We start from the raw sequence: 20,952 nt of genomic DNA, 5'->3' as shown, positions 1-20,952 counted from the left end.
ACTGCTGTTGATGATGCCCTCCCAGATCAAAGGTTCGGCCGAGCCCGGGTGCTGATGAACGAGTATGGAGGCGTCGGCTGCCAGTTTCTCGAACGCATCGGCGCGCTTGCCTTCAGGCGTCTGGTACTGAATCTGCGCCCAGCGCTGCTGCAGGTTGGCCAATTGTTGGCTACCCGCCTGGTCCAGCGCCCAGGTGAGCGGTGCGAACGCCAGCAGGCCTGCGATGAACAGACGTTTCATTTGATCGACTCCTTGGAATGGCTCGCGATATAACGATGGATCACCGGTAGTTGCTTGCGCAGCGCACGGTCGACCACGCCGGGCAACATGCCGTTGATGCGCACGAAGAGCTTTTCCGGCCAGCCCAGGTAAAGCTCGCTGCGTTCTGATTGCACGGCCTTGAGCACGGCGCGGGCCACATCCGCCGGGTCGTCCATGCCGACCTTCAGCGCCTGGTTGAGCGCCGTGGCGGCGGTGCTGTTCATCGCGGTGCGGGTTGCCCGGGGTGCGGCGTACATGACATTCACCGAGGTATCGGCCAGCTCGCGGCGCAGCGCCTCAGAAAAACCGCGCAGGGCAAACTTGCTGGCGCAGTAGGTGGCATAACCGGGGTAACCGATCGAGCCGTAGGTGGAGCCGACGTTGACCACCAGCGCCCGGGGTTGTGCGCGCAGCAGCGGCAGGCATACACGCGTCAGTTGCACAGCGGCTTTGAGGTTGATGTCCAGCAGCTCGTCCAGCGCCTGCTCGTCAATCTGCTCGAGCAGGGCAAAGCGGTTCACGCCCGCGGCATTGATCAGGACATTGACCCCACCCATCTCCCGGGCACGGGCAAGCACCTGCTCACGCCCCTCATGGCTGCGCAGGTCGGCCGACTGCCAAAGCAGCCTGCCCTGGTAACGGTTCATCAGGCCGGCGAGTTTGCCCATCTGCCGGCTCACCGCCAGTACCCGGGCACCGGCTGCGCACAACTGTTCGGCCAGCTCCAGGCCGATGCTGCCGCTGGCGCCGGTGAGTATCACCACACACTCAGGCAAGCGCATGACGCACCTCTTGCAGGCCCGCACGCGGCAGCCCCTGGAACATGTCGGTATACAGGCGGTAAACCACTTTGGCCGCATGAATCACAGCCCGCTGGTCATCAGCATCATCAAGGCGGTCCATCAGCCGCTTGTAGGTGACCATGTGGTCCTGGTCCAGCGCGCCATGGGAGCTGAGGTAGCTGAAGGCCCGGTCCGGCAGCGCCAAAGTGCTCTGGATCGTGCCGGCGGCTTGGGTGGCCAGGGCAATGCTGGTGCCTTCGAGCACGTTGACCATGCCAAACAGCCCGACCGGGTTGCCCCGGGCGATCACGTCATAAAGGTAGGCGACCATCAGCTCGATCGGCAGTGCCGGCCGACCGTCACGCACCGCTTGCCAGTCGCCACCGCAGGCCTTGATGTCATCGAGGATCCACTGCTCGTGGCCGTACTCCTCCTCGATGTATTCGCACACGGCGCCGCGCAGCCATTCCAGGCGCGAAGGCAGGCGCGCGCCGCACGCCATCATCAGCGGCACGGTATGGCGCACATGGTGGTAGGCCTGGGTCAGGAAGGCCACATAGCTGTCGAGGCTGACGTGCCCCGCCAACGCATCGCGTATGACCGGCACGGCGAACAGGGCCTGACGCTCCTGGGTGGTTTGCAGTTGCAGCGTGTCAAAAAAGGACATGGCGGACCTCACAACGGGATATCGGATAACTGGGAGTGGTAACGCCGCAGGATGGCCTCGCGTCGCGGGCGGCCATTGGCGGTCAGTGTGTCGTCGGTACTGGACAGTGGGCGCGGCAGGCGACGCCAGGCATTGACCCGGGCGTAGTCCGGCAGCAAGGCATTGCACTGCTGCACGGCCTGGTCGATGAGTGTGTCGGGGGCAGCAGGGTCCAGCGGCCAGAGCAATGCCAGGTTCTTTGGCAGGGCCTCGCCATGCACGAACGCCTGGGCGATCACACCGCTCTGGGTCAGTTCGGCCTCCACCCATTCCGGGTTGACGTTGCGCCCGAAGCTGGTGATGAACTGGTGTTTCTTGCGGCCATCGAGGTACAGGTAGCCCTGCTCGTCGAAATGGCCAAGGTCGCCTGTAGCCCACCAGCTATCGCAGACGGGTGGTTCCTCCAGGTAGCCGAGCAACACCGAGCCAGCCACCAGCACCTCCCCGTCTTCGGCGATACGCACCTGCACATGGGGCAGCGGTTTGCCGACACTGCCCCGGCGGGTTGCGCCTGGCCGGTTCAAGGCCACCACCGATGCGCACTCGGACAAGCCATAGCCTTCGAACACCGGCAGGCCGATCGCATCGGCGCGGGCCAACAGGCTGGGCGCCACCCGGGCACCGCCGACGGCAACGAACCGCAGCGCCCCCACGCGCATCAGCCCGCGCTCGATGGCAGCGATCAGCCCCATCAACAACTGCGGCACCAGAATCAGGCTCTGCGCGCCGCTCAGGGCGATTACCCCCAGCAAGCGCTTGAAATCGACCTGGCTCGCACCGCCCATGCCCAGAAGCGCCTGGGGGTACAGCAGCACACTCGCCCCGGCCATCAAGGCGGCGTAGACACCGAGGTTTTCCAGCAGCACACCAAGCGGCAGCACCGCCAGGTAACGCTGAGGTTCACTGGGCCGGCTGGCCACCTCCAGTTCCCGGGCTACACGCAGCAGGGCTTCGGACGACAGGCACACGCCCTTGGGCTTGCCCGTGCTGCCGGAGGTGTAGGTGATCTTGGCGGTACCGGCAGGCAGCGCCGCAGCGGGTTGTGCCTGGCGAACCCAGAACCCGTCCTGCTGGGCGAACCCCAGCTCGGCCAGCGTACCGCGCCATTGCGGGTCGCACAGCACATGGCTGGCGCCGCTCTGCTCGATGCAATGGCTGAATTGAGCGGCACTGAAGAACGAGGGCACGATCACGCAGGGACGCTGGGAAAAAAGCGCCGCCAGATCCCAGAACAGCAACTGCGGGCCATTATCCAGGGCCAGTACCAGCGTGCCTGGCGAGCGGCTACGCAAGTTGTGGGTGCGCAACTGCACCTCTGCCAGTAATTGCCTGAAAGTGAAGCGCTCTGTCGCACCTTGTACGGCGATTGCGTCACCGTGATCGCGCGCAAACGTGACCAGCAGTTGATGAAAGCGCTCCAGTTCATGCGGCATGGCCAGTCTCCTCAAGGGCCGTTGGCAACCCCAGGCGCTGGAACACCCCGGCCTTGCTCAAGGCATCGAAGCCATGACCAATATTGCCGGCAAAGACTTGTGGGTGCTGGGCGTAGTAGGTACCCCATTGGTCCACCTGCCCATTCAGCCGGGCCGGGTCGGCCGATGCCAGCACCGATGGCACCAGCCCCAGGCGCTGAAAGCTGTTGATCAATGTCGTCGCGCCGGTGAACGCCACCCACCGCAAGCCGCGTGTGGCCAGCAACCAGGTCACCGCTATGATCATGATTCGCGCGCTACCGGCACTGAGCGAAGCCAGGTTGCCGACTTCGACCATGCACGCGCGCTCAAGGGTGCAGCCCGCCACGCGTGATACTGCAGCTTCCAGCGGCTCGTCCAGATAGTGCTCCAGAAACAGCGGCCCGCTGCTGGCCGGGCGCATGCCTGCGGCAGCCACCAGCCGACCCTGGCTGTCCTGCAGCGCCAGCAGTTCTGGCAGGTAATGGTGCACATCAGCGTGATGCACGCTGGCAAAACATTGGTGGATGAAGTGCTCAAGCTCATCGCGCCCTGGGTCCTTGTGCAAATGAAGCGACAAGTGGGCGTGATGGTCGACGTGGCTGCCGATAGGCAATGGGAGCAGGCTGCTCCACTGAGACTGGGTCATGAAACTCCCCCCGTTTGGGCTTGATGGGGTGAGTATCAGTGGTCAATCTGAAGGTAATCTGAAGTGACGGATTCGACCTGCGTTGTTGGGCTGCTACGCAGCCATCGCCGGCAAGCCGGCTCCTACAGGGCCCGCGCAGTGATCTTTATCAATCATCAACTGATGTTCAGGTGTAAAACCGACACGAAGGCCATTACCGGCCAAACTTCTGTCAGGGCCACAAGGGAGCCGTCGATGCTTACCGTCACGCTGATCAACGCGCTGGTCGTGGTGCTGGTGGTGGTGATTCATTACGAATGCCTGCTGCGCCTGAACGACTGGCTGCCGCGGCTCAAGCTCTGGAGCCGGTTTCGCATCGTCATCGGTGTGTTCGGCGCATTGGCGGCCCACGCGCTGGAAGTCTGGTGCTTTGCCCTGGTCTATTATCTGATGGCCAGTGCCGAAGGCTGGGGCACGCTGAGCGGCAACTTCGACGGCACGTTCATGGACTGCGTGTACTTCTCATTCACCACCTATACCACCATCGGTTTCGGCGATATTTCGCCCAGCGGCGACCTCAAATACCTCACAGGCCTGCAGGCACTCACGGGCCTGGTGATGATCACCTGGACGGCCTCCTTTCTGTTTCTGGAAATGCAGAAGTACTGGAAGGCCAAATAGCGAGGCGTGGGCCTGAAGGCGCGGCAATTGACAACTATCAAGCGCGCAGAAGGCGAGGCGCTGAAACTGAACCTCCTTTGTACACCCCTGAATGTAAGGAGGCTTGCCATGGCACCCGCCGAAACACCCCGCCCACAAGCAGCACCGGCATTTCCTGCCACGACCGGCGAACACTGGATCGAAGCGCTCGACAATGGTACCCATGTGCTGATCAGGCCCTTGCAGCCCAAGGACCGTCAGCGCGAGAAGAACTTCATCGAACGCCTGTCCCCTCAATCGCGCCACTTCCGTTTTCTGTCCCAGCTCAAGGAGCCTGGCGAAGCCATGCTGGATCAACTGATGGTGGTTGATCAGGACCAGCACATGGCCTACGTGGCCCTCGCGCATGTCGACGGTGAACTGCAGGAAGTCGGTATCTCCCGCTACGCCACCGGTGCGGACAACCAAGAATGCGAATGCGCCGTCACCGTGCTCGATAGCTGGCAGCGCCACGGTCTGGGCACATTGCTGCTCCGGCACCTGATCGACCACGCACGCGCCAAGGGCCTGCGGCAGATGTATTCCATCGACGCTGCGGCCAATGTGGCGATGCGCGATCTGGCGCAGGCGGCAGGGTTCACCACTGCCAGAGACCCGGATGACCCAAGCCAGCTGATTCACCGGCTTTCGCTGGCCTGAGGCGGTGCCACGGCGGTAGCCTCCGGCAGCAGGTCCAGTTGCTCCAGGCACCGCCGCTCATCGGCCTCGGTCACACCCTTGAAGGCACTGACTTCAAGCAACGGCGTATTGAACAGCGCCAGGCGGATGACGCCATTGCGTTCCAGAAACGTTTGCGCCAGGCACTGGCAGACCGGTTGGGCGACCAACGCGGCGAGCGCCTGGTCCTCTGGCAGATCAACCTGGGCCTGCAGGTTGGTCTCGCATCCGCTGACGATGCCTTGCACGGAGCGGCTGGCGAGTATCAGTGAGCCTAAGCCCAACACTGCCAGCAGTAGCAGCATGCCCAGCAAAATGTTCGACTCTCTGGCTACGTCCCGGACAATGGCGAGCCTCGCCTGCCAACCTCTCCCCTGCCCGGAAAAAATGGTCTTGCCCACCGTACTCTTGAAACTGCGGTGCACGGCCAACCCGACCGCCGCACTGAGCGCCAGCAGCGCCAGCACAATGGCCGGGGCGCGCATGGGCAGTTGCCACGCCGGGCTCAACACCTGATAGATCGAGGCGGCAACCACCAGTGTGGCGATGGCTGCGATCCATCCAAGGCTGCCCCTGGGTCGTTTTGCCCAGGCGCTGAGCTTTGCCCTTGTTTGCATGTTCATGCAAGCCTCCAGCGCCGTGTCAGCGCACAGGGTCTATGGCAACCGTTTCCAGGTGCTCGGGCACGCACACCTGCCAGCCGAGCTCAAGGCTTATCCGTCGACGCAAGGTGTCCGCAGCATGCGGTTCGCCATGAATGACGTAGGTTTGCCGCGGTGGCCGGGTAAAACCGCGCAACCACTCCATGATTTCGTCCGCATCGGCATGCGCCGACAGATTGTCCATGGCAAAGACTTGCGCCCGAATCGGCACGTCTTCGCCATGCAGGCGCACGCTGCGCGCCCCGGCAACGATATCGGCGCCCCGGGTACCGCCTGCCTGAAAGCCGGAAAACAGAATGCTGTTGTGCGGATTGGGGGCCAGCGCCTTGAGGTGGTGCAACACCCGCCCTCCCGTGGCCATGCCGCTGGCGGCAATGATCACCGCAGGTTCGCGCAGCTGATCCAGGTGCCTGGATTCATCGACCGTGCGGATGATTTGCGTGCCTTTGCACATCTGGGCACACTCCAGCGCCGTGAGGCGATGCTCGCTTCTGAACTGCTGGTACAGGGTGGTGGCATCGGTTGCCATGGGGCTGTTGAGATACACCGGAATGTCCGGTATCAGCCCGTCGCGTTTGAGCATGTACAGGTAATACATCAGCAATTGCGCTCGGCCGACCGCGAACGACGGCACCAGGGTGATGCCATGACGCAGCAGGGTCTGGTTGATCACATCGGCCAGGTAACGCTCCGGGGGCTGTGCAGGGTGCAACCGGTCACCATAGGTCGACTCCACCAGCAGCACATCGGCCGCACCGATCAGTTCGGGCGCACGCATGACGGGATCATTGGGCCGGCCCAGGTCGCCCGAGAAAACCACTGTCTGGCCGTCCAACGTCAGTTGCACGGTCGCCGCGCCCAGAATGTGCCCGGCCGTGCGCAGCAACAGTTCGACACCGGGCGCGATCTGGGTGCGATGGTGCAATGCGACGGGCCTGAACAGCTGCAGTGCGCGTTTGGCCTCCTGCTCGGTGTACAAGGGGCGGGCCGGCGAATGTTTGGAATAGCCATGCCGATTGGCATGTTCGGCCTGCTCTTCCTGCAATCGGGCGCTGTCGAGCAACAGGATTTCAGCCAAGGCACAGGTAGCCGGGGTGGCATACACGGGCCCGCTGAAGCCCTCGCGCACCAACACCGGCAGGTAGCCGCTGTGGTCCAGGTGGGCATGCGTGAGCACTACCGCATCGACCGTACGCAGTGCCGCCGGCAGTGGCTCCCAGTTGCGCAAGCGCAGTTGCTTGTAACCCTGGAAAAGCCCGCAGTCGATCAGCACCCGTGTCGAGTCATGCGTCAGCAAGAACTTGCTGCCCGTCACCGTACCCGTCCCGCCGAAAAAGGTCAGTTGCATGGCATCGGCTCCCAGGTATCGATCACACAGGGGTGAACGGCCAGCACACTGCACGGTGGATCGCTGACAATACGTTCGGTGGTAACACCCAGCAGCTTGCTCAACCCCCTGGGCTGCACCACCCCCATGACCACCACGTCAATATCCAGGGCCGCCACCTGGTCCCGAATCACCTGCACTGCCCCGCCTTCCTTGAAGTGCCGGCAATCGGGGGGCACACCTTCGGCATCGGCCAATGCATCGAAGGGCACCTGCAAGGCATCACGCATCTCCTCGACCCAGGTCTGCGCAACCACCATGTCAGGGGCAAACACCCCCACCAGGTCATAGGCCGAGAGCAGGTGCAGCTGCGCATCGCATTGCAGCGCCAGGGCATCGGCTGCGCGGATGAGGGCGCGGTTGAATAGCATCTGGGCATCGGGGTCATCGCGCAGGGCGGTGTCCACGGCTACCAGAATGCGTTTTGGCAAGGACGCGGCTGCCCGGGGCACGAAATGCATCGAGCCTTGGTACGCGCGCATCAGCGCACAGTCCAGCGGCGTGCCGAAAAACCGGGCCAGTGCCGGTGTCGTTTCGGTGTCCTTGATGACCATATCGGGCTTGAGCTCGCGGATGTAATCGGCGGCCTGGTCGCGCAGGTCTTCTGCCTTGACGGTATCGAGCGTCAGACAGGTATTACTCGACCGATGACGTTCGACCAGCGCCTCAAGCTGCTTGCGATAGAGCCCGTACTGGCGCTGCAGCTCGGCTTCGTTCAGCCGCTCCTGGCGTAACGAATGCGCCTCGTACGGCTCGAACAGCCCAACGATATGCACCGCTGCGCCGCTGACATGCGCCAGGGCAAGCGCCCGGCGCAAAGCCGCCGAGTGCGGGTCGATGTCGGTAAGCAGCACCAGCAGTTGTCGATACTGACCCATGGCAAACCTCCGGCCGCACTCGGCGATGGCAAGTAGCATCGATCTTCGAACCCCCTACCCTTGCGCGTTTGATGCAGATCAGAAAGTCACCACTGGCGCACCGACTTGATCAATGTCAGAACCAGAACGCCGTCTCACGGTACAACCGGTAAAGCCCACGTTGATCAAGCCCTCTGGAGGCCCTATGAACAAGCAGTTGCTGGAACCCGAAGACACCAGCGAGCACTGGGTAGACACCCTTGCTGACGGCACAGCCGTGCTGATTCGCCCGCTGCGCGATGATGATCACGAACGCGACAGTCGCTTTGTGAGCACGATCAGCCATGAGGCCAGGCGCTTTCGTTTTCTCGCCGGACTCAGCGGTGGCTTGCCCGCCCTGGACGCGCAGTTGATGCCGGTCGACGGTCACCAGCGCATGGCCTACGTCGCGCTGGCCCATGACAATGGCCAGCTGCATCAGCTTGGCGTAAGCCGCTATGCCGCGATCCCGGGTAGCCACAATTGCGAATGTGCCGTTGCTGTCGGCGAGCAATGGCAGCGCAAGGGGCTGGGCAAGCTGTTGCTGCAGCACCTGATCGAAGCGGCACGGCGCAATGGTTACCAGCGCATGGTGTCCAGGGACCTCTCGAACAACTACGCCATGCACCGGCTGACCAAGGCGCTGGGCTTCACCTCGCGCTACCTGGGCGGCGATGTCAGCGAAATCCTCCACGAGCTTGATCTGCGCGCCTGAAACAAGGCCCTTGCGGGCCTTGCACGTCTAACCTTGCGAATGCTCGGGTGATAACACCAGCACACTGGTGCTGAGCCGATGCAGGATCCGCTCGGCCGTACTGCCGATGAACCAGCCGATGCCGTGATGGTGGTAGCTCCCCATCACCAGCACGTCGATGTCGTTGTTGTCCATGAACAGCGCCAGCACCTTGGTCGGGTCCCCCACCCGCATGTGGCGGTGCTCGAAGGGAATGCCGTTGCGTTCGGCCAGTTCCTGGAAGGCATCGGCCTGAGCCTCGTGCAGTGTCCGTGACAGGTTCGAATCGAACAGGAACGAATGTTCCCGGCTGCCTTCGGCGTCCAGGTACATCGAGCCCATATCGTAGGCATACAGCAGTTCGATCTGGGCATTGCATTGCAACGCCAGCTTGAGCGCTTCGCTGATGATATGGTCGTTGAAGCCTTCGAACTGATCCTCTGGGTGCGAAAGGTCAACCGCTGCAAGTATGCGGCGCGGCAGGGCATTGCTGGCGTTGTGTACCAGGTGCAGTGGAATTCTGGTGTCACGCAGCAACTGCACGTCGAGCGAGGTGAACATGGCTCGCATCCACCACGGTTCATGCTCGAGCCCCTTGATCAGCATGGCGAACGGCTGCTCACGCAGATGCACCTCAATCTCGTCCAGCGGGTGCTGAACCCACAACACCTCGGTGGTCACCGTCACGCCATTACGGCGCATCGACAATGCCTGGGTTTCCAGCCATTCACGGTGTTGCTGCACATAGCCCTCGCGCATGACCGCCAAGGCCTGCTCGTTGACCAGGCCGGCGGTGGCCAGGCCCTCAAGGTAGTCAAAGGCGACGATGTGCAGTGGCATGCCCTTGGCTTTGGCCAGCGCCGCTGCACGGTCATAAACCGGTGTGCGGCGCATCAGGGGCGATGCGATGAGAAGAAGTCTTTGCGGGTTGGTCATGGCACACCTCTGCGGGGTCGATGAGTACCTCGATGATCTGCCGCCGGGGGCTGCCCGGTTTGATGTTTGTCAACAGTGCAAGCGAGCCGACCAGCGGCTGTTAGCGCTTACCGGGCAATTGACACGGATCAAGACTTATCGGTTTTTTGGGCGCACGCTGTACCTGGCCTCGCTGCCGACATGGACGCCATTGCACCTCGAAACAATAGCTATTGCTTGCGCATGCAGGCACTGGAGGTTCCGATGAACGTTTACGTCGAGAAAAGCGCGAATGACAGCCGCTGGTGGGTCCACATGGACGAGTGGCGGGTGAGTTTCAAAACACCCAAAGAAGCCGAACAGTTTTTGGGCGTGCTGACTGCCCGCCTCAATGCGCCTCATTCACTGAACAAGATCGCCACCGTCGCTCTCAGACCTGCGAAGGAGGCCTGAAATGTCGGGCCTGATCGACGCTCAGCTGCTCAGCCAGCCTGTGCAGGTGCGCACGCCCCCGCCCATTCATTTGAAACCACTGGCATCGCGTTGCAACGAGTGCCGGGTCAACGGCTTGTGCTTGCCCACGGGTTTGCCGCTACGCGACAGCACGAACCTGGATACATTGATAGGCCCGCGCATCCGCATCAGGAAGGGAGCTGCGCTGTTCAATGCCAATGTACCCTTGAGTGCCTTGTATGCGGTGCATTCAGGCAGTTTCAAGACCAACCTGAACAATGCCGAAGGCCAGGGTGTGATCATCAACTTCTGGATGCCGGGCGACGTGCTGGGCCTAGATGCCATTGCCACCGAGCACCATGTCTGTGATGCCATTGCCCTGGAAGACAGCGAAGTCTGCCCCGTCCCTTACCATCGGCTGCAGGCCCTGGCGCGTGATTTCCCCACGCTGCAGCAAAGCTTGAACCGCCTGATGAGCAGGGAAATCATCCGCGAGCATGAGCGCGTGCTGATGCTGTGCAACCTCTCTGCCGAGCAGCGGCTGGCCAGTTTTCTGCTGAGTTTGTCCCGACGGTTTGTCAGCCGTGGCTATTCCTCCCATGGCTTCATGCTGCGCATGTCGCGCGAGGACATGGCGTCCTACCTGGGGCTGCGCCTGGAAACCATCTGCCGCTCGGTCGCCCACTTGCGCGCCCTGGGTATCGTCAACCTGCATGGCCGGCTGGTGGAGATTCTGGACATGCCTGCGCTGATGGCCCTGGAACTGGGTTACCCGGGCAGCCCTCGCCTCACTGAACTGCCAGTCGCCGGCGTGCCATAAACGCCTGACTTACCGCGCATCGCCTCGCAACAGCTGAAGGTGTCGGACATGTCGAATTTTCATCTGGCTTACATGCCATTGATCACCTATCCGGATGTGCTCCCCGAGGACGCTGTGGCAGCCGGTGTACAGCTGGCCATCGCGCTGGGGTACGACCTGCATGTCATGACCTTTTCGGTAAGGATCCCCTACCTTTCGCCATCAGTTGGCAGCACACTCCTGAATATCCCCGAGATGATTCGTACAACCGAAAGCAACAGTAGAAGCCAGTGCAAAGCGCTGCAGGCCATGGTGAGCGGCCTTGAACACGGCCAGAGCAGTGTGGAATTCTCCACCAGAGAAGTGGTGCCCGGCCTGACGGGTACCGCGGCTGCAGAAGCGTCAAGGTATTTCGACCTGGCCATCCTGCCATGGGCAGTCGACAAGCCAGTCATCCAGGAGCTGGCAGAGTCGGTGATTTTCGGCGCTGGCAGACCATGCGTACTCGTTCCCTCTTTGCCCATCCAGCCTGTCAGGCACATGGCGTTGGCCTGGGACGGCAGCCGCGTCGCGGCGCGAGCGCTGGCTGACGCGTCGAATCTGATTAGCTCAGACATGCTGATCACGGTTCTGACCGTGCAGGGGGAAAAACCACTCGAGCACGGCGCCATTGCGCAGGACATGGCACACGCTTTACAGCACAGAGGCCTGAACGCTCGGCCGCTGAGCGTGAAGCTGGCCGGGCGCGCGATCGCTGAGTGCCTGCAGCAAGAAGCACTCACCGCCGGCGCCGATCTGTTGGTCATGGGCGGCTTTGGTCATTCGCGCTTGAAAGAATTCATCCTGGGTGGCGCTACCCATGGGGTTCTGCAAGCGCTTCAAATGCCCGTACTGCTGTCACACTGAGCCCCTGCGATCAGCATCTTCATCACCACTTGGCTGGCCCTATCGCCGGCAAGCCGGCGATAGGGCCAGCACCTATGCGAGATTACTGCAGCCAGGGCGGCGGCGGTTCTTCGCCCTTGACCGGCCCATGCTCGGCTTCTGTCCGCGCAGCTCGGCGGCGGACATCATCCAGGCGGGCAGCGTCGATTTCGCGCATCACTCCGCCCACGTCCGCGAGATGCTCATCATCCTCGAATTCGCCTGTCAACGGGCTGTCCGCACGCAGTTCACCTGCCTCGTACAGCGCCCACATTTCCTGGGCGAAGCGTGTGTCCTTCAACTCCGGTGCAAAGCGCCCGAAATAGTGGGCCATGTTCGCCACGTCACGCTGCAGCATGCTGAAGGCATGGTTGTTGCCGGCGGCATCCACCGCCTGCGGCAGGTCGATGATAACCGGGCCATCGGGGCCCAGCAGCACATTGAATTCGGACAGGTCGCCATGCACCAGGCCGGCACACAGCATCAGCACGATCTGGCGAATGACGAAGGCGTGGTACTCACGCGCCTCATCAGCCTCCAGGTGAACGTCGTTAAGGCGCGGGGCCGCATCGCCATCGGCGTCGGTCACCAGCTCCATCAGCAGTACGCCATCCTGGAAATCATAGGGTTTGGGCACCCGCACACCAGCATTGGCCAGGCGGAACAACGCCGCCACTTCAGCGTTCTGCCAGGCGTCCTCGGCTTCCTTGCGGCCGTACTTGCTGCCCTTGGCCATCGCCCGGGCCTGGCGGCTGTTGCGTACCTTGCGGCCTTCCTGGTACTCGGCGGCCTGGCGGAAACTGCGTTTGTTGGCCTCTTTATAGACCTTGGCGCACCGTACCTGGGCGCCGCAACGCACCACGTAGACGGCTGCTTCCTTGCCGCTCATCAAGGGTCGCAGTACTTCGTCGACCAGTCCGTCTTCAATCAGCGGTTCGATTCGTTTTGGCGTCTTCATCAGGCTTGTGTTCGGGGTCCTGTCTGGCCTTATGGCTGGGTTGGCGAACATCCTCTCACAGGCTGATGCGTCTTGCTCGTTTGTCTGCTCAGGCGGCGGCCCAGCGCTGCGTTATCCAGTGCCGAACCTGGTCGAATGCCCAGTTGTACAGCACGGTGTAGGGCAAAATGATCACGAAGAAGCCCAGCTCAACCATGAGCGCCTGCCAAAGCGAGATATCCAGCATCCAGGCCGCCACCGGCAGGCACCACACCACCAGCCCCAACTCGAAACCCAGGCCGTGGGCAAAGCGTGCCGCGGCCTTCCAGTGAATGCGTGCGGTACACACCCAACGGTCGACCAGCGCGTTGTAGAGCATGTTCCACACCATCGCGATCAGCGACAGGGTGACCGCAAGGCCACCGGCCGTTGCCAACGATTTGTCCATCACCCAGGACAAAAGCGGCGCGCACAGCAGCACGGCAAACACTTCATAGCCGATGGCATGGACCAGGCGCTCGGTAAAAGAGACTTTTTTCACGGCATTTTCCATCCAGTAGTGAACTTGTGCTTCACATTTTCTTTGATGGAACTGATACTCGCGACATATCTCCTATCGGTTTTATCAATACCTGTGCGCTACTCACCTGAAGCCCTCGTTGCCTTTGTCGAAGCCGCAGCCCTTGGCTCGTTTTCCGCCGCAGCGCGCAAACTGCGCAAGAGCCAGTCGACCATCAGCATCGCAATCGCCAACTTCGAGGCTGACATAGGTTGCGAACTGTTCGACCGTGCAGGCCGCCACCCCACCCTGAATGAGGCCGGCCGCCAGGTCTTGACCCACGTCGAGGCGATCCTCGATGCCAGCGCCCGGCTCGATGCGCTGGCGGTGAGGCTGGCCGAACAGGTAGAGCCGCTGGTGTCGGTGGTGATGTCCGACAGTTACAGCGTGACCTTTCAAGGCGCGGTGATAGGTGGCTTCGCTGCCAGCTATCCGCACACCGAACTGCGCTGCGGGCCTTCGGAAGACGCCGACGTTATCGACCTGATCCAGCAGGGCATGGCGCAGATCGGCATCCTTGCAGCGCAGCAGCGCTACCCGGCCGACATCGCCGTGGCACGCCTGCCGGAACATGCGCAATTCTCCGTTTACGTCAGCACAGGCCACGCCTTGGCAAAACAGCCTGGCGTGCAGCCACAGCACCTGGAAAACGAGCGTCAGCTATACATCAGGACCTACGCGCCAAGCCTGCACCACGGGCGCGGCCAGGCCTGGTCGGCGCCGGACTACCTGACCCTGCTGGAGTTCGCGGTGCGCGGCTATGGCTGGGCGGAACTGCCCAGGGCGCTGGTGGCGCGCTTCGGCAGTGGCCTGGTGGAATTGCCCGTGGCAGGCTACCCACGCAGAGTCGCGATGGATGTTGCCTGGTCGCGCAGGCGAGCCTTGGGCCCCGCCGGGCAATGGTTGGTGCAGCAATTGCTGGTGGGCGGTTCCACGCCCCAGTGACGGCCAATGCGAGCCCCTTTTGGCAGCCAATGAGCGAGACTGGCAGGCCAACAAAGCGCCGGGGTAGAACGTCTATTGATCGTGGCCCGCTTCGACAACCTGCCAACTGTCATCCGGATCGAAACGTTTCATGCCTTGGGCCAACGCTTCGCCCTGGGGCCCCAGGTCCTTCTCGAACACCTGGCCATCATGGCTGACCATGAAGCTCATCACGCCGGTGTCGTTGTACCTGGCCGGCCAGGCGACCATGGCGAAGCCACGGCTCATATGCTTGCCGATCAGGTAACTGTACGCACCACCCGGTGCCGAAGGGCCTTGAGCCTCGAGGATGCGGAAGTGGTAGCCGTACCAGTCATCACCGGGTGCATTCTGGCCGAACAGCGGGCCCAGCGGGCTGACCTGCCCGCCCGTTTCGTCCGCCCAGTACAAGCCGTCGCGCTTGCCGGGTGTGCTGAAAACCTGCCGGGCGTACTCCAGTGCGCCATCACCGTTATGGTCCTGCGTGGCGTAGTCCATCTGCGCATCGTGATAGGCAAGCAGCGACTGCACAGCGGCCAACTCGTCGCGGCCAATGCGCCGGGCACGAATCTCGGCACTGCCGGCCTTGAGGTCAAAGCGCCAGCCGCTGGCAGTTCGAGTGAGCGGAATGGGCAAGGTCCACTGCTCGCTGCCCACCGCCAGAATGGCCTGCCGGTCACCGTGCATCTGGATCTGGTGCTGCTGGTGGTACTGCTGCACGAACGCATCCACGTCGCTGCGCTGCACACCTTCGCGGGGGATGTAGGTGCGCCAGTCGTCACCGAGCAATTGCGTCAGGCGCGCCTGGTCTGCCTGCTCCACCCCCAGCGCCTCGACGAAGGCTGCGGCGGCCTTCTCTGGCGTGGGGAATGCCTGCTGCGCAGTGGCCAGGCATGACCAGGCGGCGCCAAGGGCAAACAGCCACAGGCCCAGCGACGACTTGCTTTGGCTCATGTTCATCGACGCCCCCCTCCACCACGGTGCATGGCCGCACTGGGCCGGGAGATGGTATGGCCCGCCGCACGCGATGCACTCGGCCGCTTGGCGAGCGCCTGGCTGGTGCGGCCACGGTTGGCCTGCGCCGCAGAGCGTGAGGGGGATCGCACGCCGTCGAACGCATTGTTCTTCGCCCTCCCAGCGCTATTGCCCGGTTTGTTGTGCAGCGCCTGGCGTGCCTGGCCGTTTGCCTGCCGGTGCTCCGCAGCACGGGGCCTGCTGGCCTGGGCTTCGCGAGCCCGGTCACGGGCTTCACGATTGCTGGTGGCCGGGCGTTCGATACCCGCCCGGTCCATCGAAGCACGGGCGCGATCGCGTGCCTGTGCACGCTGGGCATCGTCGCCACGGTAAGCTGCACGCTGGCTGGCACCGTCGAGCTGGCGGCCGAATTGCTGGCGGCTGCGGTTGTCACGGTACGGCACCCCATCGCGGTGCACGGCGTTGTGCTGCCAGGTGTTCTGGTTGTTGGCGATGCGGTTGTTGACGTTGATGTTGTTGTAACGATTGACGTCGATATCGATGTCGTTGCGCCCCCAGTCGCAATCGCCCCACAGCGAGTTGACGATCGCAACGCCAGTACCGAACGCCAGCCCGGCCAACAGCGCGCTGCCGGCGTAGTACAGCGGCGATGGCGGGTAATACACCGGCGGTGATGCGGGGTAGGCCCAGGTTCCGTAAGCGGTGGTCGGGTTGTAGGTGGGCACATACACCACCTGCGGGTCGGCCGGCTGGATGATGATGGTGCTGGAGGACGAACTGCTGGCCGGTGCCGCTTGCGAGCTGGGCGCGGCTGCCGGGGCAGCCTGCACCGTGACGTTCTGGTACTGGTTGCTCTGCAGGTTGCCTGCGGCCTTGGCCTGCTGGCGCAGACGCTGCACGGCACCCATCACATCATCAGGCTGGGCCAGAAACGCATCCCCAAGGCGCTGCACCCACACCGGGTCCTGCCCGAGAACCACCAGCACCTGCGGGAACGCCACCAATGCCTGGACACTCGGGTCCCAGGCCTGCGTCGCCACTTGTTTGACAGCCTCATCACCCTGAGCCTTGGGATTGGCCTTGGACCACGTCACTGCTTCGGCCACTTCACCGGGATAGGTGGCGGCCATCAGTACCTGTGCCAGCAGCGCGTCGGGATACAGCGCAATCGGCGCGAGCATCTGGTCCAGTTGCTCGGGGTTGAACACCGCCTGCTTGGCGGGTGCCGCCTCGGCGGCCGGTGCAGGCTCTTGCGCCTGGACCAGGCCTGGGTCACCACCCAGGCAAAGCAGCAGCGCCACGGCACATAACAATGGCATGCGCATCACAGTATCCCTCTGGCCCATACCGCGTGGAATTTAAGGTTAGCAAAGGCTGCCGTTCTCACACGGTGCTATCGATAGTCACTATCGAGAATGGCAATTTCTAATGATCGCGTCGGCTCAATAATCTTGCTCCATCGATTCGTCACACACCCATCTCCCGAATCCTGGAGCTTGCCGATGAACACTACGGCCCGCCTGCTGTTCGCCACCCTGTCCGCCGCTGCCATTGCCGTGCTCAGCGGTTGCGCCACCCACCCCGAACTGCGCCCTTACACCGCAGAAGAAACCCGCCAGCTGCAGCTCGAAGCCATCCAGCGCCAGGCACTCTCCCTGGATGAGTACGAGCTGCGCAAGCGCGTGATCCTGCGCGCCGCCAGCGAAGAGGTGGTGACCGAGGTGGCCGAGCCGGCCAGGGCGATAAAAGGTTGAATTGAAAGCCAGGCCATACGCTCACGTGCGGCCCCTGATCGACATCACCACCCGTTTGAAGCAGACCACGCTGTTTTCCCCGCCAGCCAACACGGGTATCCTGTGCCGCTCAAGCGCAAGCCTTCCAGGACGGTGACCATGACCAGGCCCTTTCTGTTGCTCAGTGCGGCCCTGCTGTTCAGCCCGGTGCTGCAAGCGCAGCAGATCCAACGCCAACTGGGCGATTTCGACTTCAAACTTGGCACCACGCCTTCACGCAGCATGGCCCAGGGGCTGATCTCGCCCAGCGCCAGCGGCGCCTTTCACGGTGGCCTGGACCTCAGCCACCCAAGCGGTTGGTACGTGGGCCAGTATGCGCCGAGCATGGGCGTGACGCCTGATTCCACACTGCGCCTAGACAGCTACCTGGGCTACAAGCACCACTTCGACAGCACACTGGGTTACGAAGTAGGCCTGATCCACTACAGCCAGCCCAACATCGCAGGGCCGGACAGCTATGCGTTGTATGGCGGCATTTCGGTCATGGGCAGCCGAATCGGCGGGGCCTGGCGTGACAACCCGGACAATCGCACCGGCACCCTGTTCGCCGATTTTGGCCAGCTGCCGTTGTTCGACATCGACCTCACGGTCAAACTCGCCCATCACCGCCTCGGCACGCCCTTCACCATCGGCGACGGCAGCCAGGTGAATGCGTTCTCCGACTGGTCGCTGGAGCTGTCGCGCCCCTGGCTGGGCATCGACCTGAACCTGATCTACAGCAACTCCGACCTCAACGGCGGGGGCTGCGGTGCCTATGCCGGTATCAACACGTATTGCGAGAGCATGCTGACGTTCAAGGCTCAGCGCAGTTTCTTCTAGGGGGCCGGGGGCGGTTGCAGTGCGCTGTCTGCCCCCTCAGGCATCAAGGTGGCGATCAACGCCCTCACCGTCCCTGGCAACGCATCCAGCTCGCGCACCAGAATGCTGCGCTCGCGCACCGCCCACGCTTCATCCAGCTCGATGGTGACCAGGTTCATGGTCTGGCTGTGCCGGACAGCCGCCGACTCGGGGATGATGCCAATCCCCACGCCCGCCTCCACCAGCCGGCATATGGCCTCGAAGCTCGACAGCTGGATACGCAGCGACAGATTCAGGCCCATGCGTTCGACATGGTCGCGCAGGAAACTGAGCAAAGTGCTGCCGTCGTGCAGGCCAATATGCTGGAACGCCAGCGTCTGCTTCAGCGTGACCTGCCTGCTGGCAGCCAGCTCATGCCCTGCAGGCACGATCAGTACCAGCCGGTCGGTACTGAAGTGCAGCACCTGCAAACCGCTGGCTTCCACGGGGCCGGCAATGATGCCCATGTCGCTGCTGCCATCGAGTACACCGCGCACGATATCCCGCGACAGGCGCTCCTGCAGGTCCACGGTCACGCCGGGACGTTTGGCGAGAAAGCCCGCCAGCACTTCGGGCAGGAATTCGGTGACCGCGGTGGTGTTGGCAAAGATGCGGATATGCCCGGCCGAATCGGTGCCGAACTGGGCGAATTCGGCTTTCAGGTAGTCCACCTGGCGCATGATCAACCGCGCGTGCATGAGCAGTTTTTGCCCGGCCGGGGTCAGTTCGACGCCGCGACTGTCGCGGTACAGCAGGCGCGTGTCGAGCTGCGCCTCCAGGGCCTTGACGCGCGCACTCGCGGCTGCCGGTGAGAGGAATGCCCGCCGCGCGCCTTGGGTCAGGCTCGGTGACTCGCCGATATGAATGAACAGCCTCAGGTCTGCCAGATCAAAATGCATGGGCCTATCCGAATATGGAGCAGGCGTTCAGCATACATGAACGCTGCCTTACATAAATGCAAATTCACAGAATGCCAGGTGCCTCGCATGATCGCTGCATAACAACAAATGCAGAGGCCAATGGTTATGACTGCTACGCACCCGCCCACGGATTACAGCGCCTGGATCGGCCGCACGGAAGAGGCCGTCGATGAGCTGAGCCGCAACCTGATCAAACGTATCGCCGCCACCTTCGGCGAAGCCGCCCCCGCCGTGGGGCAGCCCCTGCCGCCGCTATGGATGTGGTGCTTTTTCCAGGAACCGGTGGCCGAAACGCTACTGGGCAGCGATGGTCACCCGGCGCGCGGCGGCTTTCTGCCCCCCGCCGATAACCGCAACCGCATGTGGGCCGGGGGCCGTGTCGAGTTCATTTCCCCGCTCAAGGTCGGCGCCGAGGCCCATCGCCTGTCGACCATCGTAAATATCGAGGAAAAGCATGGGCGCAGTGGCGCATTGCTGTTCGTCACGGTGCGCCACGAGTACTCCCAGCAGGGCGAACTGTGCGTACGTGAAGAGCAGGATATCGTCTACCGCGAACCGAACCCGCCCAAATTGAGCAGCGCCGCGCCAACCGCCCCAGGCGACTGGAGCGAGGCCGTCACGCCCTCCCCGACTCTGCTGTTCCGTTACTCCGCCGTCACCTTCAACGGCCACCGCATCCACTATGACCACCCCTATGTCACCGGCACCGAAGGCTACGCCGGCCTGGTCGTGCACGGCCCGTTGATTGCCACCCTCACCCTGCGCGCCTTCCTGCGCGCCAACCCTGGCAAGCGCCTGCGCCAATTCGCCTACCGCGGCGTACGCCCACTGACCGTGCCCACGCCATTCGAAGTGGCCGGGCGCATTGGTGCACCGGGCCAGGCGCAACTGTGGGCCGGTAATGCCGACGGCGTGGCGCAGAGCGCCGACGTGCTTTTCGACTGAGAACTGGACAGGGGAACCCCGCATGCATACGTACGACAGTGATGACCTCAATGCCATCCGCGAAGGCGTGCGCGCCTTGTGCGCCGAATTCGACGCCAGCTACTGGCGCAAAATCGATGAAGAAAAAGGCTTCCCTGAAGCCTTTGTAAAAGCCATGACCGATGCCGGGTGGCTGTCGGCGATGATTCCGGAGCAGTACGGCGGATCGGGCCTGGGCCTGGCTGAAGCCTCAGTCATCCTCGAAGAAGTGAATGCCTGCGGTGGCAACTCCGGCACCGTGCATGGGCAGATGTACAACATGTTCACCTTGCTGCGCCATGGCAGCGAGGAACAGAAGCGCCACTACCTGCCCAAGCTGGCCAGTGGCGAGCTGCGCCTGCAGTCGATGGGTGTGACCGAGCCCACCACCGGTACCGACACCACCAAGATCAAGACCACTGCGGTGCGCCAGGGCGACAAGTACGTGATCAACGGGCAAAAAGTGTGGATCTCGCGGGTCCAGCATTCCGACCTGATGATCCTGCTGGCCCGCACCACGCCTTTGCCTGAGGTGAAGAAAAAGTCCGAGGGCATGTCGATCTTCCTGGTCGACCTGCGCGACGCCATTGGCAAGGGCCTGACCGTGCAGCCGATCGCCAACATGGTCAACCACGAGACCAACGAGCTGTTCTTCGACAACCTGGAACTGCCGGCCAGCAGCCTGATCGGCGAAGAAGGCAAAGGCTTCAGGTACATCCTCGACGGCCTCAACGCAGAGCGTACCTTGATTGCCGCCGAGTGCATCGGTGACGGCCGCTGGTTCGTCGAAAAAGCCAGCGCCTATGCCCGTGACCGCGTGGTGTTCGGCCGGCCGATCGGGCAGAACCAGGGTGTGCAGTTCCCCATCGCCGAAGCGCACATCGAAATCGAAGCCGCCGACCTGATGCGCTGGCGCGCCTGCGCCGAATACGACAGCGGGCAGAATGCCGGGGCCAGCGCCAACATGGCCAAGTACCTGGCGGCGAAGGCCTCGTGGGAAGCCGCCAATGCGTGCCTGCAAACCCATGGCG

Annotated in this window: 24 protein-coding genes and 1 pseudogene; 11 read left to right on the top strand and 14 right to left on the bottom strand. The window is 62.8% G+C overall.

Going from position 1 to position 20,952, the window contains the following annotated elements; translation table 11 throughout:
- From BLX42_RS15960 to BLX42_RS15940, 5 genes and pseudogenes are all read right to left on the bottom strand, one after another.
- Positions 1-240: pseudogene (locus BLX42_RS15960) on the bottom strand (hypothetical protein); the annotation flags it as partial.
- Complete coding sequence (locus BLX42_RS15955; protein ID WP_161872151.1) at positions 237-1,043, bottom strand: SDR family oxidoreductase; 807 nt, start codon at positions 1,041-1,043, stop codon at positions 237-239. The gene BLX42_RS15955 and the pseudogene BLX42_RS15960, both read right to left, overlap by 4 nt.
- The gene (locus BLX42_RS15950) at positions 1,030-1,710 is read right to left on the bottom strand and encodes a TenA family transcriptional regulator (RefSeq protein WP_046785831.1); all 681 of its coding nucleotides are present in this window, start codon (positions 1,708-1,710) and stop codon (positions 1,030-1,032) included. The genes BLX42_RS15955 and BLX42_RS15950 overlap by 14 nt, the downstream gene beginning before the upstream one ends.
- 8 nt (positions 1,711-1,718) lie before the next feature.
- Entirely contained in the window at positions 1,719-3,182 is a 1,464-nt protein-coding gene (locus tag BLX42_RS15945) for an AMP-binding protein (RefSeq protein ID WP_161872150.1), read from the bottom strand.
- On the bottom strand, positions 3,172-3,849 hold the full coding sequence (locus BLX42_RS15940) for a thermostable hemolysin (protein WP_046785829.1): 678 nt from the start codon (positions 3,847-3,849) through the stop codon (positions 3,172-3,174). The genes BLX42_RS15945 and BLX42_RS15940 overlap by 11 nt, the downstream gene beginning before the upstream one ends.
- 234 nt (positions 3,850-4,083) lie before the next feature.
- Between BLX42_RS15940 and BLX42_RS15935 the strand changes: the two genes are divergently transcribed.
- Complete coding sequence (locus BLX42_RS15935) at positions 4,084-4,509, top strand: potassium channel family protein (protein WP_046785828.1); 426 nt, start codon at positions 4,084-4,086, stop codon at positions 4,507-4,509.
- A gap of 108 nt (positions 4,510-4,617) precedes the next feature.
- Complete coding sequence (locus BLX42_RS15930; protein WP_046785827.1) at positions 4,618-5,187, top strand: GNAT family N-acetyltransferase; 570 nt, start codon at positions 4,618-4,620, stop codon at positions 5,185-5,187.
- Here BLX42_RS15930 and BLX42_RS15925 read toward each other — a convergent pair.
- From BLX42_RS15925 to BLX42_RS15915, 3 genes are read right to left on the bottom strand one after another with little or no spacing between them, the layout of a single operon-like run.
- Positions 5,166-5,828 carry a hypothetical protein gene (locus BLX42_RS15925; RefSeq protein WP_161872149.1) on the bottom strand — a complete coding sequence of 221 codons (663 nt, stop codon included), beginning with the start codon at positions 5,826-5,828 and terminating at the stop codon, positions 5,166-5,168. The genes BLX42_RS15930 and BLX42_RS15925 overlap by 22 nt on opposite strands.
- A 19-nt stretch (positions 5,829-5,847) precedes the next feature.
- Positions 5,848-7,215 carry an MBL fold metallo-hydrolase RNA specificity domain-containing protein gene (locus BLX42_RS15920; RefSeq protein WP_161872148.1) on the bottom strand — a complete coding sequence of 456 codons (1,368 nt, stop codon included), beginning with the start codon at positions 7,213-7,215 and terminating at the stop codon, positions 5,848-5,850.
- Positions 7,206-8,132 (bottom strand): universal stress protein, encoded by a 927-nt coding sequence (locus tag BLX42_RS15915; RefSeq protein ID WP_161872147.1) that lies wholly within the window; start codon positions 8,130-8,132, stop codon positions 7,206-7,208. The genes BLX42_RS15920 and BLX42_RS15915 overlap by 10 nt, the downstream gene beginning before the upstream one ends.
- Before the next feature lie 184 nt (positions 8,133-8,316).
- On the opposite strand from BLX42_RS15915, the gene BLX42_RS15910 reads away from it, so the two are divergent.
- Positions 8,317-8,865 carry a GNAT family N-acetyltransferase gene (locus tag BLX42_RS15910; RefSeq protein ID WP_119687204.1) on the top strand — a complete coding sequence of 183 codons (549 nt, stop codon included), beginning with the start codon at positions 8,317-8,319 and terminating at the stop codon, positions 8,863-8,865.
- A 27-nt stretch (positions 8,866-8,892) separates the two neighbouring features.
- On the opposite strand, the gene BLX42_RS15905 is transcribed toward BLX42_RS15910, so the two are convergent.
- Positions 8,893-9,819 (bottom strand): universal stress protein, encoded by a 927-nt coding sequence (locus tag BLX42_RS15905; protein WP_161872146.1) that lies wholly within the window; start codon positions 9,817-9,819, stop codon positions 8,893-8,895.
- A 243-nt stretch (positions 9,820-10,062) separates the two neighbouring features.
- Here BLX42_RS15905 and BLX42_RS15900 point away from each other — a divergent pair, with 243 nt between their 5' ends.
- Genes BLX42_RS15900 through BLX42_RS15890 form a run of 3 tightly spaced genes read left to right on the top strand, consistent with a single transcriptional unit; the run spans position 10,063 to position 11,956 of the window.
- On the top strand, positions 10,063-10,251 hold the full coding sequence (locus BLX42_RS15900) for a hypothetical protein (RefSeq protein WP_046785822.1): 189 nt from the start codon (positions 10,063-10,065) through the stop codon (positions 10,249-10,251).
- 1 nt (position 10,252) lies between these two features.
- Positions 10,253-11,071 carry a helix-turn-helix domain-containing protein gene (locus tag BLX42_RS15895; RefSeq protein ID WP_161872145.1) on the top strand — a complete coding sequence of 273 codons (819 nt, stop codon included), beginning with the start codon at positions 10,253-10,255 and terminating at the stop codon, positions 11,069-11,071.
- A gap of 48 nt (positions 11,072-11,119) precedes the next feature.
- The gene (locus tag BLX42_RS15890; protein WP_046785820.1) at positions 11,120-11,956 is read left to right on the top strand and encodes a universal stress protein; all 837 of its coding nucleotides are present in this window, start codon (positions 11,120-11,122) and stop codon (positions 11,954-11,956) included.
- 82 nt (positions 11,957-12,038) lie between these two features.
- Here BLX42_RS15890 and BLX42_RS15885 read toward each other — a convergent pair whose 3' ends face one another.
- A complete protein-coding gene (locus tag BLX42_RS15885; RefSeq protein WP_161872144.1) occupies positions 12,039-12,932 on the bottom strand; it encodes a PA4780 family RIO1-like protein kinase in 894 nt (297 codons plus the stop codon).
- An 88-nt stretch (positions 12,933-13,020) separates the two neighbouring features.
- Entirely contained in the window at positions 13,021-13,452 is a 432-nt protein-coding gene (locus BLX42_RS15880) for a multidrug/biocide efflux PACE transporter (RefSeq protein WP_161872143.1), read from the bottom strand.
- A 93-nt stretch (positions 13,453-13,545) separates the two neighbouring features.
- Here BLX42_RS15880 and BLX42_RS15875 point away from each other — a divergent pair, with 93 nt between their 5' ends.
- Positions 13,546-14,415: a LysR family transcriptional regulator gene (locus BLX42_RS15875; RefSeq protein WP_161872142.1), complete on the top strand. Its 870-nt coding sequence runs from the start codon at positions 13,546-13,548 to the stop codon at positions 14,413-14,415.
- Between the two features lie 72 nt (positions 14,416-14,487).
- On the opposite strand, the gene BLX42_RS15870 is transcribed toward BLX42_RS15875, so the two are convergent.
- Complete coding sequence (locus BLX42_RS15870; RefSeq protein WP_119687249.1) at positions 14,488-15,393, bottom strand: DUF2950 domain-containing protein; 906 nt, start codon at positions 15,391-15,393, stop codon at positions 14,488-14,490.
- A complete protein-coding gene (locus tag BLX42_RS15865) occupies positions 15,390-16,733 on the bottom strand; it encodes a DUF3300 domain-containing protein (RefSeq protein ID WP_161872141.1) in 1,344 nt (447 codons plus the stop codon). The genes BLX42_RS15870 and BLX42_RS15865 overlap by 4 nt, the downstream gene beginning before the upstream one ends.
- 177 nt (positions 16,734-16,910) lie before the next feature.
- Between BLX42_RS15865 and BLX42_RS15860 the strand changes: the two genes are divergently transcribed.
- Positions 16,911-17,162, top strand: coding sequence for a hypothetical protein (locus tag BLX42_RS15860; RefSeq protein ID WP_161872140.1), 252 nt, complete (start codon positions 16,911-16,913; stop codon positions 17,160-17,162).
- Between the two features lie 138 nt (positions 17,163-17,300).
- Positions 17,301-18,020, top strand: a complete 720-nt coding sequence (locus BLX42_RS15855) for a TorF family putative porin (RefSeq protein ID WP_161872139.1) — start codon at positions 17,301-17,303, stop codon at positions 18,018-18,020.
- Here BLX42_RS15855 and BLX42_RS15850 read toward each other — a convergent pair.
- Positions 18,017-18,937, bottom strand: coding sequence for a LysR family transcriptional regulator (locus BLX42_RS15850; protein WP_115274526.1), 921 nt, complete (start codon positions 18,935-18,937; stop codon positions 18,017-18,019). The genes BLX42_RS15855 and BLX42_RS15850 overlap by 4 nt on opposite strands.
- Before the next feature lie 126 nt (positions 18,938-19,063).
- Here BLX42_RS15850 and BLX42_RS15845 point away from each other — a divergent pair, with 126 nt between their 5' ends.
- On the top strand, positions 19,064-19,903 hold the full coding sequence (locus tag BLX42_RS15845; RefSeq protein WP_161872138.1) for a MaoC family dehydratase N-terminal domain-containing protein: 840 nt from the start codon (positions 19,064-19,066) through the stop codon (positions 19,901-19,903).
- A 22-nt stretch (positions 19,904-19,925) separates the two neighbouring features.
- A partial coding sequence (locus tag BLX42_RS15840) for an acyl-CoA dehydrogenase family protein (RefSeq protein ID WP_161872137.1) occupies positions 19,926-20,952 on the top strand: 1,027 nt, incomplete at its 3' end.

The sequence above is a fragment of the Pseudomonas sp. SG-MS2 genome, assembly GCF_009933855.1.
Lineage (GTDB): Bacteria > Pseudomonadota > Gammaproteobacteria > Pseudomonadales > Pseudomonadaceae > Aquipseudomonas > Aquipseudomonas putida_E.
Note: the sequence above shows the minus strand (reverse complement) of the source record. Positions and strands in the feature narration are given on the sequence as shown.

Excerpts from the sequence above, each read along its gene's own strand:
- BLX42_RS15930 (WP_046785827.1), top strand. The coding sequence starts at position 4,618 with ATGGCACCCGCCGAAACACCCCGCCCACAAGCAGCACCGGCATTTCCT.
- BLX42_RS15850 (WP_115274526.1), bottom strand. The coding sequence starts at position 18,937 with ATGCATTTTGATCTGGCAGACCTGAGGCTGTTCATTCATATCGGCGAG.
- BLX42_RS15895 (WP_161872145.1), top strand. The coding sequence starts at position 10,253 with ATGTCGGGCCTGATCGACGCTCAGCTGCTCAGCCAGCCTGTGCAGGTG.
- BLX42_RS15920 (WP_161872148.1), bottom strand. The coding sequence starts at position 7,215 with ATGCAACTGACCTTTTTCGGCGGGACGGGTACGGTGACGGGCAGCAAG.
- BLX42_RS15915 (WP_161872147.1), bottom strand. The coding sequence starts at position 8,132 with ATGGGTCAGTATCGACAACTGCTGGTGCTGCTTACCGACATCGACCCG.
- BLX42_RS15945 (WP_161872150.1), bottom strand. The coding sequence starts at position 3,182 with ATGCCGCATGAACTGGAGCGCTTTCATCAACTGCTGGTCACGTTTGCG.
- BLX42_RS15855 (WP_161872139.1), top strand. The coding sequence starts at position 17,301 with ATGACCAGGCCCTTTCTGTTGCTCAGTGCGGCCCTGCTGTTCAGCCCG.
- BLX42_RS15950 (WP_046785831.1), bottom strand. The coding sequence starts at position 1,710 with ATGTCCTTTTTTGACACGCTGCAACTGCAAACCACCCAGGAGCGTCAG.
- BLX42_RS15860 (WP_161872140.1), top strand. The coding sequence starts at position 16,911 with ATGAACACTACGGCCCGCCTGCTGTTCGCCACCCTGTCCGCCGCTGCC.
- BLX42_RS15925 (WP_161872149.1), bottom strand. The coding sequence starts at position 5,828 with ATGAACATGCAAACAAGGGCAAAGCTCAGCGCCTGGGCAAAACGACCC.
- BLX42_RS15865 (WP_161872141.1), bottom strand. The coding sequence starts at position 16,733 with ATGCGCATGCCATTGTTATGTGCCGTGGCGCTGCTGCTTTGCCTGGGT.
- BLX42_RS15890 (WP_046785820.1), top strand. The coding sequence starts at position 11,120 with ATGTCGAATTTTCATCTGGCTTACATGCCATTGATCACCTATCCGGAT.
- BLX42_RS15905 (WP_161872146.1), bottom strand. The coding sequence starts at position 9,819 with ATGACCAACCCGCAAAGACTTCTTCTCATCGCATCGCCCCTGATGCGC.
- BLX42_RS15885 (WP_161872144.1), bottom strand. The coding sequence starts at position 12,932 with ATGAAGACGCCAAAACGAATCGAACCGCTGATTGAAGACGGACTGGTC.
- BLX42_RS15935 (WP_046785828.1), top strand. The coding sequence starts at position 4,084 with ATGCTTACCGTCACGCTGATCAACGCGCTGGTCGTGGTGCTGGTGGTG.
- BLX42_RS15900 (WP_046785822.1), top strand. The coding sequence starts at position 10,063 with ATGAACGTTTACGTCGAGAAAAGCGCGAATGACAGCCGCTGGTGGGTC.
- BLX42_RS15910 (WP_119687204.1), top strand. The coding sequence starts at position 8,317 with ATGAACAAGCAGTTGCTGGAACCCGAAGACACCAGCGAGCACTGGGTA.
- BLX42_RS15845 (WP_161872138.1), top strand. The coding sequence starts at position 19,064 with ATGACTGCTACGCACCCGCCCACGGATTACAGCGCCTGGATCGGCCGC.
- BLX42_RS15940 (WP_046785829.1), bottom strand. The coding sequence starts at position 3,849 with ATGACCCAGTCTCAGTGGAGCAGCCTGCTCCCATTGCCTATCGGCAGC.
- BLX42_RS15870 (WP_119687249.1), bottom strand. The coding sequence starts at position 15,393 with ATGAACATGAGCCAAAGCAAGTCGTCGCTGGGCCTGTGGCTGTTTGCC.
- BLX42_RS15955 (WP_161872151.1), bottom strand. The coding sequence starts at position 1,043 with ATGCGCTTGCCTGAGTGTGTGGTGATACTCACCGGCGCCAGCGGCAGC.